At 73.0% G+C, this 12,363-nt stretch carries 11 protein-coding genes; 8 read left to right on the top strand and 3 right to left on the bottom strand.

Annotated elements, in window-relative coordinates; translation table 11 throughout:
- Nucleotides 1-7: 7 nt before the first annotated feature.
- Together OUY22_RS18895 and OUY22_RS18890 are read left to right on the top strand one after the other, a co-directional pair.
- A complete protein-coding gene (locus OUY22_RS18895; RefSeq protein ID WP_270156342.1) occupies nt 8-304 on the top strand; it encodes an ArsR/SmtB family transcription factor in 297 nt (98 codons plus the stop codon).
- A gap of 2 nt (nt 305-306) precedes the next feature.
- Nucleotides 307-1,392, top strand: a complete 1,086-nt coding sequence (locus tag OUY22_RS18890; RefSeq protein ID WP_270156341.1) for a pyridoxal-phosphate dependent enzyme — start codon at nt 307-309, stop codon at nt 1,390-1,392.
- Between the two features lie 112 nt (nt 1,393-1,504).
- On the opposite strand, the gene panB is transcribed toward OUY22_RS18890, so the two are convergent.
- Complete coding sequence (panB, locus tag OUY22_RS18885) at nt 1,505-2,332, bottom strand: 3-methyl-2-oxobutanoate hydroxymethyltransferase (RefSeq protein ID WP_270156340.1); 828 nt, start codon at nt 2,330-2,332, stop codon at nt 1,505-1,507.
- A gap of 190 nt (nt 2,333-2,522) precedes the next feature.
- On the opposite strand from panB, the gene OUY22_RS18880 reads away from it, so the two are divergent.
- From OUY22_RS18880 to OUY22_RS18855, 6 genes are all read left to right on the top strand, one after another.
- Nucleotides 2,523-3,701, top strand: a complete 1,179-nt coding sequence (locus OUY22_RS18880) for an MFS transporter (protein WP_270156339.1) — start codon at nt 2,523-2,525, stop codon at nt 3,699-3,701.
- 84 nt (nt 3,702-3,785) lie between these two features.
- Complete coding sequence (locus OUY22_RS18875) at nt 3,786-5,348, top strand: MFS transporter (RefSeq protein ID WP_270156338.1); 1,563 nt, start codon at nt 3,786-3,788, stop codon at nt 5,346-5,348.
- Nucleotides 5,345-5,944 carry a TetR/AcrR family transcriptional regulator gene (locus tag OUY22_RS18870; RefSeq protein ID WP_270156337.1) on the top strand — a complete coding sequence of 200 codons (600 nt, stop codon included), beginning with the start codon at nt 5,345-5,347 and terminating at the stop codon, nt 5,942-5,944. The genes OUY22_RS18875 and OUY22_RS18870 overlap by 4 nt, the downstream gene beginning before the upstream one ends.
- Nucleotides 5,945-6,035: 91 nt before the next feature.
- A complete protein-coding gene (locus tag OUY22_RS18865; protein WP_270156336.1) occupies nt 6,036-8,132 on the top strand; it encodes a hypothetical protein in 2,097 nt (698 codons plus the stop codon).
- A complete protein-coding gene (locus tag OUY22_RS18860; RefSeq protein WP_270156335.1) occupies nt 8,129-8,521 on the top strand; it encodes a cupredoxin domain-containing protein in 393 nt (130 codons plus the stop codon). Before OUY22_RS18865 ends, OUY22_RS18860 begins: the two co-directional genes overlap by 4 nt.
- A gap of 20 nt (nt 8,522-8,541) precedes the next feature.
- Nucleotides 8,542-9,879, top strand: a complete 1,338-nt coding sequence (locus tag OUY22_RS18855) for a hypothetical protein (protein ID WP_270156334.1) — start codon at nt 8,542-8,544, stop codon at nt 9,877-9,879.
- A gap of 18 nt (nt 9,880-9,897) precedes the next feature.
- Here OUY22_RS18855 and OUY22_RS18850 read toward each other — a convergent pair whose 3' ends face one another.
- Together OUY22_RS18850 and OUY22_RS18845 are read right to left on the bottom strand one after the other, a co-directional pair.
- Nucleotides 9,898-11,667, bottom strand: coding sequence for an NAD+ synthase (locus tag OUY22_RS18850; protein ID WP_270156333.1), 1,770 nt, complete (start codon nt 11,665-11,667; stop codon nt 9,898-9,900).
- 54 nt (nt 11,668-11,721) lie between these two features.
- Nucleotides 11,722-12,363, bottom strand: a 642-nt coding sequence (locus OUY22_RS18845; RefSeq protein WP_270156332.1) for a response regulator, incomplete at its 5' end; no start/stop codon positions are given.

Genomic DNA, 12,363 nt, shown 5'->3' with positions numbered 1-12,363 from the left:
TGCCTCAATGCTGTCCGAGCTCCGCGCCGTGGCCAGCGAGCCGCGCCTGATGATCCTGCGCTGGCTCAAGGACCCGGTGGCCCACTTCCCCGCCCAGGTCGACGGCGACCTCGTGACCGACGGGGTGTGCGGCCGCTCCATCGCGGCCAAGCTCGGCATGACCCAGCCCAGCGCCACCGGCCATCTCAAGATCCTGGAGCGCGCCGGCCTGATCCGCGGCAAGCGGATCAGGCAGTGGGTGTTCTACCGGCGCGACGAGGAGCGGATAGCACGGCTCAAACGGATGATCGAGGGGGAGCTGTGAGGGTGGCGTACGCGGACGTGGTGGCGGCGGCCGGCCGGATCGGGGCGTACGTGCTGCGCACCCCGGTCCTGGAGGTCGCACCGGGGCTCGTGCTCAAGCTGGAGCTGCTGCAGCACTCCGGGTCGTTCAAGGTGCGCGGGGCGTTCAACCGGATGCTGGCGGCGGACGGGATCCCCGCCGCCGGGGTGATCGCCGCCAGTGGGGGCAACCACGGGCTGGCGGTCGCGTACGCGGCGCGGGCGCTGGGAGCGCGGGCGGAGATCTTCGTGCCCGAGGTGACCAGCCCGGTCAAGCTGGCCGGGCTGCGGGCGCTCGGCGCCCGGATCAACCAGGTGGGCGCCGTGTACGCCGAGGCGGCGGAGGCGGCGGTCAAGCGCGCCGCCGAGACGGGCGCGCTGCCGGTGCACGCCTACGACCAGGCCGAGGTGGTGGCCGGGCAGGGCACCACCGGGCTGGAGCTGATGGCGCAGACGGGCGGGGTCGACACGATCCTGGTCGCCGTCGGCGGCGGCGGCTTCGCCGCGGGCGTCGCCCTCGGCGCCGGCTCGGTCGCGTCGCCGTCCGGTTCCGGCGTTGAGGCCGCGGGGCGGTCCGGGTCTCTGTCGGGTTCCGGTGCTGAGGCCGCGGGGCGGTCCGGGTCTCTGTCCGATTCCGGTGCTGAGGCTGCCGGGCGGTCCGGGTCGCCTGCTGGATCCGGTGCGGTGTCCGAGTGTGGGGGTGGGGGGCCGCGGATCGTCGCCGTGGAGCCGGAGCGGATCCCGACCTTCCACGAAGCGCGCAAGGCGGGCCGGCCGGTGGCCGTGGAGGTGGGCGGGGTGGCGGCCGACTCGCTGGGCGCGACCGCCCTCGGCGAGCTCGCCCACGGGATACTCGCGGCGGCCGGTGCGGACAGCGTGCTGGTCACCGAGGAGGCGATCGTGGCCGCCAGGCGAGCCCTCTGGGACAGGCACCGCCTGGTCGCCGAGCACGGCGGCGCGACCGCGTACGCCGCGCTGCTGTCGGGCGCCTACACCCCCGCGCCCGGCGAGCGGGTCGCGGTGCTGGTGTGCGGCTCCAACACCGACCCGGCCACCCTCGCCCCCGAATGACCCCCGGATGACCCCCGGATGATCCCCGGATGACCCCCGGAGAACCGTCCGGAGGGCCGCCTGCGCGTCCGGCCGGGTGACCGCCCGGAGGGCGGCCGTCCGGAACGACGGCTCAGGTGTAGGCGTGCTCCGGGCCGGGGAAGGAGCCGCTGACCACGTCGGCGGCGAAGGCGCGCGCGGCCCGGTCGAGGTCGGCGCCCAGGTCGGCGTAGCGCTTGACGAAGCGGGCCGGGCGGGGCGTCAGCCCCACCATGTCCTGCCAGACGAGAACCTGGGCGTCGGTGGCCGGGCCCGCGCCGATGCCGACGGTGGGGATGTCCAGCGAGGCCGTGACCCGTTCGGCCAGGTCGGCGGGGACGCATTCGAGCACGACCGAGAACGCGCCGGCCCGCTGCAGGTCCTTGGCGTCGGCCATCAGCTCGTCGCCCGCCGCTCCGCGCCCCTGGACGCGGTAGCCGCCGAACACGTTGACCGACTGCGGGGTCAGGCCGAGGTGCGCCATGACCGGCACGCCCGCCGAGACGAGCGCCTCGACCTGGGGCGCGATCCGGCGGCCGCCCTCCAGCTTGACCGCGTGCGCGCCGGCCTCCTTCATAAACCGGGCGGCCGACTCCAGCGCCTGCCCCGGTGAGGTCTGGTACGAGCCGAACGGCAGGTCGGCGACCACGAGCGCGCGCGACGAGCCGCGCACCACGGCCGCGGTCAGCGGCAGCAGGTCGTCGACGGTGACCGGCAGGGTGGAGTCGTAGCCGTACACGACCATGGCGGCGGAGTCGCCCACCAGCAGGACGGGGATGCCCGCCGCGTCGAACACCCGGGCCGTCATCGCGTCGTAGGCGGTGACCATCGGCCACCGTTCTCCGCGCTGTTTGGCCGCGGCGAGGTCGCGCACGGTGACGCGGCGGCCGGACGCGCCGCCGTACAGGGTGGTTGAAGACATGAGGTCGACCTCCGGAAGCGTCTCGAGGCGCCCCGGTGGCGTCCCCGGACTCACTCCCGATGATGCCAGGCGGTGGCCGTGCGGCGAAAACCTGTCGCGGAACTGTCGGTGCGGGCTGGAACAATGGTCCGGGAGGTCAGCAATAAAGATGGTTCTCGATCCTTACCGGCGTCTGTTCCGGTTGCCTGGCGTGGGTGTGCTCCTGAGCGTGGGCCTGGCCGCGCGGGTGCCCATGACGGCCATGGGCATGTCCTTGACGTTGCACGTCCTGGAGACACTCAAGCTGGGCTACACCGCGGCCGGGGCGGTGACGGCGGCGAGCACCATCGGCATGGCGGCGGGTTCTCCGCTGGCCGGCCGATGCGTCGACCGTTACGGTCTGCGCCCGGTCCTGTTCGTCACGACGGTCGCGCAGGCGGTGTTCTGGTCGTGCGCCTGGGCGCTGCCCTATCCGGTGCTGATCGTCGCGGCGGCGGTGGCCGGGCTGCTCGCGCTGCCCGTGTTCGGGGTGATCCGCCAGTGCCTGGCCGCCATGGTGCCGCTGGAGCAGCGCCGCACGGCGTTCTCGTTCGACTCGATGTTCGTCGAGGTGTCCTACATGACCGGGCCCGCGCTGGCGGTCCTCGGCATCACCGCGTTCGGCAGCGGGGCGACGATGGCCGCCATCGCGATCGGCACCACCGGCGCCGGGGTCGGGCTCCTGCTGCTCGACCCGCCGACCAGGTCGGCGGCCGAGCTGGAGGAGCGGGAGGTCAAGGTCCCCCGGCGGGTCTGGGTCACGCCCCGGCTGGTGGCGCTGCTCGGCACCGCCGCGGCCGCCACGTTCGTGCTCACCGCGACCGAGCTGGCCATGGTCGGCACGATGAAGGGCAGCGGTTACACCGGGTGGATCGGCCTGGCCATCGGCATCTGGTGCCTCTACTCGCTGATGGGCGGGTTCCTCTACGGGATGCTCTCGCGCGGATTCTCGCCGCTCGTGCTCATCGGCCTGATGGGGCTGCTCACCGTGCCGGTGATGCTGGTCTCCGGCGGCTGGTGGTGGCTGGTGCTGGCGCTGCTGCCCGCCGGCCTGCTCTGCGCGCCCGCGCTGACGTCCACCGTCGAGACGCTCACCCGCTGGGTGCCCGCGGCCGCGCGGGGGGAGGCGATGGGCCTGCACGGCACCGCGCTGCTGATCGGCGGCGCGGCCTCGGCGCCCATCGCGGGGAAGGTCATCGACCTCTACGGAGCGCCGTGGGCGTTCGCGGTCGCCGGGCTGCTGGGCGTGGTGATGGTGCTGGTGGCGCTGCCGTTCTGGCGCCGCGGCACGAAGCCCGCGCCCGCCCCCGGCGACGCCGTGAAGGTGCCGGAGGGGTCCGCCGCGAGCTGATACGAAACGATACGGTTGCGTATCGGAACATGGTGGGATACCGTCGCGGTGCGCAACGTAGCCGTGTCGAAATCAGGTGTGCTCATGGACGAGAACGCGGGGCATCCACGCCGGTGGGCGATCCTTGGCGTGCTGGTGTTCAGCCTGCTGGCGGTCGTGCTCGACAACACGATCCTCAACGTGGCGATGAAGACCATCGCCGACCCGGTGGCCGGGCTGGGCGCCACCCAGGGCGAGCTGGAATGGGCGATCAACTCCTACACGCTCGTCTTCGCCGGCCTGCTGTTCACCTTCGGCGTGATCGGCGACCGCACCGGCCGCAAGCGCATGCTGATCGTCGGCATGGTGCTGTTCGGCCTGTCGTCGCTGGTCAGCGCCTATGCCCAGGACCCGACGCAGCTGATCCTGGCGCGGGCGGCGATGGGCGTCGGCGGTGCGGCGATCATGCCGGCCACGCTGGCGATCATCTCCAACGTCTTCCCGCCACGGGAGCGAGGGAAGGCGATCGGCGTGTGGGCGGCCGGGGTCGGGCTGGCCGTCGCCATCGGGCCCATCACCGGCGGGCTGCTCCTGGAGCGCTTCTGGTGGGGCTCGGTCTTCCTGATCAACGTGCCGATCGTGCTGATCAGCATGGCGCTGATCGTCCCGATCGTGCCCGAGTCGCGTGACCCCAAGCCGTCGCGGCTCGACCCGGTGGGCGTGCTGCTGTCGATCGTCGGCCTGGTCGCCGTCGTCTACGGCATCATCCGCGGCGGCGAGCTGGCCACCGTCGCCACGGCCGAGGTGCTCGTGCCGGTGCTGGCCGGCGCCGTGGTGCTGGCGGCGTTCGTCTGGTGGGAACGGCGCATCGACCACCCGGCCTTCGACGTCCGCTACTTCCGCGACGTCCGGTTCAGCTCGGCCATCGCCACCATCGGCATCGTCTTCTTCGCGATGATGGGCGGGATGTTCTTCCTCACCTTCTACCTGCAGGTGGCGTTGGGGTTCAGCCCGGTGCAGGCGGGGGCGCTCATGCTGCCGTTCGCGGTGGCGCAGCTCATCTTCGCGCCGCTCAGCCAGCGGGTGAACGAGAAGGTCGGGGCCAAGGTGTCGGCCACCGCGAGCCTGCTGGTGCTGACGGCGATCCTGTTCTGCTACACGTTCTTCGACCTGCACACGCCGGTCCCGGTGCTGCTGGCCGTGTTCTTCGTGCAGGGCGCCGCGATGGCCAACATCATGCCGCCCGCCACGACGGCCATCATGGAGGCGCTGCCGCGCGAGAAGGCCGGGGTCGGCTCGGCCATGAGCAACACCGTCCGCCAGGTCGCCGGCGCGCTCGGCGTGGCCGTGCTGGGCTCGGTGCTGTCGTCCAGCTACCGCGGCGAGATCGCGCCCGCGCTGGAGGGCCTGCCCGCGGACGTGCGGCACGCGGGCGGCGAGTCCATCATGGCGACGGCCGAGGTGGCGAGCCGGCTCGGCGAGCGCGGCGCGACCCTGATGGCCGAGGCGGGCGAGGCGTTCGTGCACGGCATGCACGTCACCTCCCTGGCCTCGGCGGTGATCGCCCTGATCGGGGCCGCGGTGGTGGCCCGCTGGATGCCCGGCAAGCCACGTACCGTCCGGCAGGCCGATCAGCCCGAACCGGCCGGTAGTCTTGGGCCGACATGACGACCGAGCACCAGTCCAGGGCGGGCCGCCCGCGCAGTGAGCGGGCCGAGAAGGCGATCATCGCGGCCACCCTCGACCTGATCGCCGACGGCATGGGGGTCGCCGAGCTGTCCATGGAGGCGATCGCGGCCCGCGCGGGCGTGGGCAAGACCACGATCTACCGGCGCTGGGCCAACAAGGAGGACCTGGTCGTCGACGCGCTGGCGACCATCCGCCATCCGCTCCCGCCGCTGGCGGGCGAGTCGGTGCGCGACGACCTGGTCGCCCTGCTCGACCTCGCGCGCCGGGAGGCCGGTCAACGCCGGGCCCGCTGCGCGATGAACGTGGCGCTGAGCGAGAGCGACCGTTCCAAGCGCGTCAGCGAGCGCTTCTACAAGCTGGCGCTGGAGCCACGGCGGGTGGCGATGCGGGAGGTGCTCAGCCGCGGCGTCGCCAATGGCGAGCTCCGCCCCGACCTGGACGTCGATCTGGCCATGGCGCTGCTGACGGGCGCCATGATCTTCTTCAACAAGTGGGGCCCGGAGGGCGACCTCCCGGAGGACCTGGCCGAACGCGTCGTCGACCACGCCATGGCGGGCTTCGCCCCGCGCGCCTGACCCCGCCGGCGACCGCCGCGGCCCCCACGCAGCCCTGGGCAGCCCTAAGCAGCCCTAGGCAGAAGGTGAGCGTTGCTCTAGTCTCGCGATCATGCGCCCCTTACGCCGGATCGCCGTGCTCGTGCTGCTCGCCCTGGCCCTGCTGGCGCCCGCCGGCGCGGCGCTGGCACACGAGGAACGGCCCGTCACGTTCCCCGACGGGTCCGGCAGCGTCCCCACGCTGCGCACCGGCGAGCCCGACCTGCTGGTGTGCAAGACCGACAGGGCCGACTTCGAACGGCGCGTCTCCGGCTTCCCCGCCGAGCTGAAGGAACGCAACCTCCGCCTCTTCGCCGCCTGCCAGAAGGACGGGTTCAGACACCTTCAGGAGGCGGTCGACCAGGTCGACAAGCCCGGCATGACGATCGCGATGCTGCCCGGCCTCTACCGCGAGGAACCGAGCCTGCCCCCGCCCACGGGCGCCTGCGCCCAGCTCCCCGCCCGCTGGTCCGACTGGGGCTACCAGATCCTCAGCTTCGAGCAGCAGGTCCAGTGCCCGCACAACCAGAACCTCGTCGCCATCCTCGGCAAGAAGGACCTGCAGATCGAGGGCACCGGCGCCGGACCGCTCGACGTGATCGTCGACGCCGAGTACCGCAAGCTGAACGCCATCAGGGCCGACCGCGCCGACGGCGTCTACTTCGTCAACCTCACCGCCCAGCGCACCACCTTCAACTCCCTGTACGTGCTCGAAACCGACGGATTCGTCATCGACCGCGTACTCACTCGCTGGAACGACGAGTACGGCTTCCTCACCTTCGCCAGCGACCACGGCCTCTACACCGACTGCGAGTCGTACGGCAACGGCGACGGCGGCCTCTACCCCGGCAGCGCCTCCGACATCAACAGCGGCCGCGGCCACGACGTGCCCCGCTACTCCATCGAGATCCGCCGCTGCAAGAGCCACGACAACGCGCTGGGCTACTCCGGCACCGCGGGCGACTCGGTGTGGGCGCACGACAACGAGTTCTACGACAACATGGTCGGCGCCACGATGGACAGCCTCTGGCCCGACCACCCCGGCCTGCCGCAGAACCACGCGCTGTTCGAGAACAACAAGATCTACGACAACAACCGCGACTACTACCGGTACACCCGCGACGGCACCTGCTCGCGGCCGCCCGCCGAACGCGGCTACGAGCAGGGCGTCGTCTGCCCCCAGGTCGGCGTCCCGCCCGGCACCGGCGTCATCGTGGCCGGCGGCAACTACAACGTGTTCAGGGACAACCACCTGTGGAACAACCGCGCCGCCGCCTTCCAGCTCTTCGGCGTGCCCGCCTTCATCCGCGGCGAAGGTGACCTGGCCAAGCAGGCCGACACCTCCAACGACAACCGCTTCGAGGGCAACGTGCTCGGCGTCAGCCCCACCGGCGAACACCGGCCCAACGGCATGGACGTCTGGTGGGACGGCCAGGGCGCCGGCAACTGCTGGCAGAGCGACGTCGCCACGACCTCGCCCGCGGCGCTGCCCCGCTGCGGCGCGCGGGCGCCCGAGCTGTCGGGCGGCTCCAGTCGCGTGCTGGCCGAACCCGTCAAGGTCGCCAAGCTGTTCCTGTGCTCCGACTTCAACGCCGCCCAGGCCCGCCTGCCGGCGGGCTGCGACTGGTTCGGCGCCTCCGGCTTCGGCCGGGTGGAGACCCAGCTCGCCCTGGGAGGCTCGCTCGTCCTGGGGCTGGTCGCGGTCCTGTTCTGGGTACGGGCCCAGCGCTCGGCCCGGCGACGGCGCGGCGGCCCGGCGGAGAACGGGGTGCCGGCGGCCGCGCGCGAGCCGGGGGAGCGGCGGCTGCGCCTGATCGCCGCCGGGTCGATCGTGGGGCTGGCCGGGCTGGCGCTGGACGTGGCGGGGGCCGCCATGGACCGGCCGTACCTGACCGGGGTGGCGCTGCTGCTGATGGCCGGCTGGTGGCTCTGCCTGGGCGCGGCGCTGCGGCCGGGGGCGTTCGCCTGGTTCACGATCGTGCTCGGCGCGCTGGCCGCGGCGGACGCCTATGACCGCGTGATCGGGCTCATCCCGCTCGTCCCGCTCGGTCCCGGCTGGGTACGGGGGCTGCTGACGGGCGTGTGGGTGCTCTGGGCCGTGGTCCGGCTCGCCCCGCGCCGCACCCGTACGCCGGAGAAGGCCGCCGACGAGGCGGAGGTCCCCGCGTGACCGGACGCGGCGGCGCGGTGCCGTTTCTCCTGGCGGCCCTTGTCCTGGCCGGGTGCGGCACGTTGTCGGACACCCACCATCGGCCGGGCAACAGCCACCAGGTCGCCACGGCGGCCCCCGTACCGGGGGAGGCGCACGCGGACATCGCCATCGAGGCGGGGCGGGTGCGACCCCCGTCCGGGTGGCTGGAGGTCGCCCGCGGCCGGACCGTCAGCATCACCGTCACCAGCGACGTCGCCGACGAACTGCACGTCCACGGCTACGACGTCACGGCGGACCTGCGGCCCGGCGAACCGGCCACGGTGCGCTTCGTGGCGGACATGACCGGGGTGTTCGAGGTGGAGACGCACGAGAGCGGCCTGGTCCTCGTCCAGCTGGCGGTCCGGTGACCACGCTCCACACCGCGCCCATGACCGCGGCGTCGGACGCGACCGCGCCTGTGATGGCCGCGTCGGACGCGACCGTACCCGTGACGGCGGCGTCGGACGCGACCGCGACCTGGGGGGCGGTGCGGGAGGTCGTCCGGGAGGTCGGGGCGCTGTTCGCGCACGGCGTCGGTGACCGGGCCGACCTGCCGATCCCGCTCTTCTACGCCTACGCCGGGGCGCTGGCCGCCCTCGTCGTCTCCTTCCTGGCGCTCGGCCTGCTCTGGGCCGACTCCCGCTTCCGCGGCGACCGCGCCGGCGTGCCCCTGAACCTCCGCCTCCCCGCCCGTCCGCTCCGCGTCCTCACGCTGCTCGCCGCGGCCTACACCGTCGGCTGGCTGCTGTTCGGCCCCGAATCCCCGAACGCCGGCGCGTACCTGATCTACGTGCTCTTCTGGGTCGGCCTGATCCCCGCGTCGCTGCTGTTCGGCCCGGTGTGGCGGCTGCTGAACCCGTTGCGCCTGCTGCCCGACCGCGCCCGCCGCCCGCTGCCGCCGCGCCTCGGCTACTGGCCCGCCGCGCTCGGCCTGCTCGCCTTCACCTGGATGGAGCTCGTCGCCCCCGAACCCGCCGCGCCGGCCACCCTCCTCGCCTTCCTCGCCCTGTACGCGGCCGCGCAGATCACGGGAACCCTCAGGTACGGGCACGCGTGGCTGGAACGCGGCGACCCGTTCGAGGTGTACTCGACCCTGGCCGGCCAGCTCGCCCCCCTCGGCCGCCGCGCCGACGGCGTCCTCGTGCTCCGCGGCCCCTTCGACGGCCTGGACGCCATCCAGCCGGCCCCCGGCCTGGTCGCCACCGTGTGCGTGCTGCTCGGCAGCACCGGCTACGACGGCTTCTCCACCAGCCCCGCCTGGGTGGACGCCCTCCAGTCAGGCCCGCTCGGCCGCACCGGACTCGGCACCGCCGGCCTGCTCGCCGCCATCGCCGCCGTCGCCCTGCTGTACGGGAGCTGCCTGTGGCTGGCCGGCCGGATCGGCGGCGCCCGCGGCCTGGCCCCGCGCTTCGCCCACTCCCTGGTGCCGATCGCCATCGGCTACCTGATCGCGCACTACTTCTCGCTGCTGGTCATCGAGGGCCAGCGCGCGATCATCCTCTCCCTCGGGCTCGACGCCGAGGTCGACAGGGAACTGGTGTCCGCCCCGGTGATCGCCACCGTGCAGGTGCTGGCCATCGTCGCCGGTCACGTGGCGGGCGTGGTGGCGGCCCACGACCGCTCGGTCCGGCTGCTCCCGCCGGCCAGGGCGGTCGCGGGCCAGATCCCCCTGTTCGTCCTCATGCTCTGCTACACCCTCGGCGGCCTGACCCTCCTGCTGGCCTGACAGATCGGCGATCGAACACTACGTGGTCTCGCGCCAGCGGTTGGTGATGGGCAGGCGGCGGTCGCGGCCGAAGTTCTTCGGGGTGATCTTGGGGCCCGGCGGATACTGGCGGCGCTTGTACTCGGCCACGTCCACCAGCCGGATGACCCGGGCGACCAGCGCGGGGTCGTGCCCGGCGGCGATGAGCTCCGCCGAGCCCATGTCCTTCTCCACGTAGTCGTCCAGCAGCCGGTCCAGGATCTCGTACGGCGGCAGGGAGTCGGTGTCGCGCTGGTCGGGGCGGAGCTCGGCGCTGGGTTCCTTGGTGATCGAGTTGGGCGGGATCGGCTCTTCGGCGTCGAGCAGGAACGACGGGTCGGTGTGGGCGTTGCGCCACCGGGACAGCTCCCACACCATGAGCTTCGGCACGTCCTTGATCGGCGCGAAGCCGCCCGCCGAGTCGCCGTAGAGGGTGGAGTAGCCGGTGGCCAGCTCGCTCTTGTTGCCGGTGGTGAGCACCAGGTGGCCGTGCTGGTTGGACAGGCCCATGAGGATCATGCCGCGGACCCGGGCCTGGAGGTTCTCGGCGGCCAGGCCGGACAGCTCGATCTCCTTCTCGAAGGCGTTCACGATCTCGGCGATGGGCGCCACCCGAGCCCGCAGCCCCTGCCGCCGGACCAGGTCCTGGGCGTCGGCCAGCGAGTGCTCGGAGGAGTAGCGGGAGGGCATGAGCACCACGTGCACCCGCGAGGGCCCGATGGCGTCGGCGGCGATGGTGGCGGTGAGCGCCGAGTCGATGCCGCCCGACAGCCCCAGGATGACGGACTCGAACCCGTTCTTGGCCACGTAGTCGCGCACCGCCAGAACCAGCGCCGCGTACACCTGGGCGGGCGTGTCCAGCGGCTCGGCGACGCTCGGGGGTTCCGGCTCGTACGGGGCGACCGGCTCGTCGGACAGCACCAGCCGGTCCACGGTGATGGTGGTGCCGTCGCCGGCGTCGTACGGGAAGGATCCCGGCTCGGCGGACGAGACCGGCAGGTCGAGGTCGCAGACCAGCAGCTCCTCACGGAACTGGGCGGCCCGCGCCACCAGCTCGCCGTCCGCGTCCACCACCAGCGAGTCGCCGTCGAAGACCAGCTCGTCCTGACCGCCGACCTGGTTGGCGTAGGCGAGCGCGCAACCGGCCTCGCGCGCCCGGCGCGCGCACAGCTCCAGGCGGACGTCGTCCTTCTCCTTCTCGTACGGGGACGCGTTCGGCACCACGACCAGGCCCGCGCCGGCCCGGCCGACGACGGCCACCGGGCCGCCCTCCTGCCAGAGGTCCTCGCAGACCGCGACGGCCACGTCCACCCCGTGCAGCCGGAAGATCGGCAGCCGGTCGCCGCGGACGAAGTAGCGGTACTCGTCGAACACCCCGTAGTTCGGCAGGTGGTGCTTGGCGGTGCGGGCCACCACGCGGCCCCGGTGGAGCAGGGCGGCGGCGTCGAGCGGGGCGCCCTTGGGCTGGCCGACCCGGGGCGCCAGGCCGGCCCGGTCCACGTAGCCGACCACCACCGGCAGGTCGCCGAGCCCTTCCCGGTCGAGGCGGAGCGCCAACTCCTCGATCGCGGCGATGGAGGCGTCCACGAAGGAGGTGCGCAGCACGAGGTCCTCGACGGGGTAGCCGGTGAGGAACATCTCGGTGAACACGGCGAGGTGGGCGCCGCGGTCGGCGGCCTGCCGGGCCCACGCCACGAGTTTGTCGGCGTTGCCGGCCAGGTCGCCTACGGTCGGGTTCGTCTGGGCCAGGGCGATGCGCAGTTGTGCCACGACCCCCAGCCTAGTACGGGGTGATTTTTTGCACCGAAGGGACGATATGTCCGGCTATTTTGTCGGGGTGCTGCCCGGCGTCACCAGGCCGGACTCGTAGGCGGCCACCACGAGCTGCGCCCGGTCGAACAGCCCCAGATGCTCCAGCAGCCCCCGGACCGTCGCCTGCACCTCCGGCTCCGGCATGGCCAGGGTCTGGCCGATCTGCCGGTTCGTGAGGCCGCGCGCCACCAGCTTGACGACGTCGAGCTGGGCGTCGGCGAGCCCGGCCAGCCCCGGCGGCGAGTCCGGGTCGGTGCGGCCGGCGAAGGCGGAGATGATCCGGGTGGTGACCGCAGGGTCGATGAGCGCGTCGCCGGCGGCGGCGGCCCGGATGGCGGCCACGAGCTGCTCGGGCGGCGAGGTCTTGAGCATGAACCCGCTGACGCCCGCGCGCAGCGCCGCGTAGAGGTTCTCGTCGCTGCCGAAGGTGGTCATCATGATCACTTTGGGCGGGTTCTCCGCCGCCAGGATGCGGCGGGCGGCGGCCAGGCCGTCCAGGTTCGGCATCTGGATGTCGAGCAGCACGACGTCGGGGCGCAGGACCCGGGCGGCGGTGATGGCCTCCTCGCCGTCGGTGGCCTCCCCGGCCGCCTCCAGCCCGTCCTCCGCCGCCAGCACGACCTGGAGCCCGGCGCGTACCAGGGCCTGGTCGTC

This window comes from Nonomuraea corallina (genome assembly GCF_027620315.1).
Classification (GTDB): domain Bacteria; phylum Actinomycetota; class Actinomycetes; order Streptosporangiales; family Streptosporangiaceae; genus Nonomuraea; species Nonomuraea corallina.
This window is presented reverse-complemented; position numbering and strand designations above follow the sequence as displayed.